General features: G+C 67.1%; 1 protein-coding gene. It reads right to left on the bottom strand.

The window, feature by feature from the left end; translation table 11 throughout:
* Position 1: 1 nt before the first annotated feature.
* Positions 2-532: a YbhB/YbcL family Raf kinase inhibitor-like protein gene (locus HC028_RS26860; protein ID WP_168080233.1), complete on the bottom strand. Its 531-nt coding sequence runs from the start codon at positions 530-532 to the stop codon at positions 2-4.
* Positions 533-596: the final 64 nt, after the last annotated feature.

The following is a 596-nucleotide window of genomic DNA, read 5'->3' as shown; positions in this document are numbered from 1 at the left end:
CTCAGACCTGGTACGTCGGTGTGATGATGGCCCGGGCCAGCGTGTGGAACGCGAGGTTGAAGCTCGCGAAGGCGGGCGACGCGTCGGGGGTCAGCTCCAGCTTGTCCACGTCGACAGCGTGCACCACGAAGAAGTACCGGTGCGGACGGTCGCCCTCGGGCGGGTACGGGCCGCCGTAGCCGGTCTCGCTGTAGTCGTTGCGCAGCGAGAACGCGCCGCCGGGCAGGTCCTGCTCAACGGCGCCCTGCGCCAGCTCGGTGACCGAGGCCGGCAGGTTGACCAGCACCCAGTGCCAGAAGCCCGACGGGGTGGGCGCGTCGGGGTCGTAGCAGGTGACCGTGAAGCTGCGCGTCTCGGCCGGGAAACCGGACCAGGACAACTGCGGTGAGATGTTGCTTCCGCCCAGGCCGGGGTGCGCGAACTTCTGGTCCATCGGCTGGCCGTCGGTCACGTCCGAACTGGTCACGGTGAACGAGCCGACGGCGGGCAGAAGCTGGTAGGGGTCAGGTGCGACTGGTCGATCCAGACTCATGAAGTCTCCCAAACGTTGATCTCGATACCACCGCTACTTCATCAGATCTCGCTGACCCGCGCCA

It is taken from the genome of Planosporangium flavigriseum, assembly GCF_011947225.1.
In the GTDB taxonomy this organism is placed as follows: Bacteria; Actinomycetota; Actinomycetes; order Mycobacteriales; family Micromonosporaceae; genus Planosporangium; species Planosporangium flavigriseum.
The sequence above is the reverse complement of the archived record's forward strand: the minus strand, read 5'-3'. Positions and strand labels throughout refer to the sequence as shown.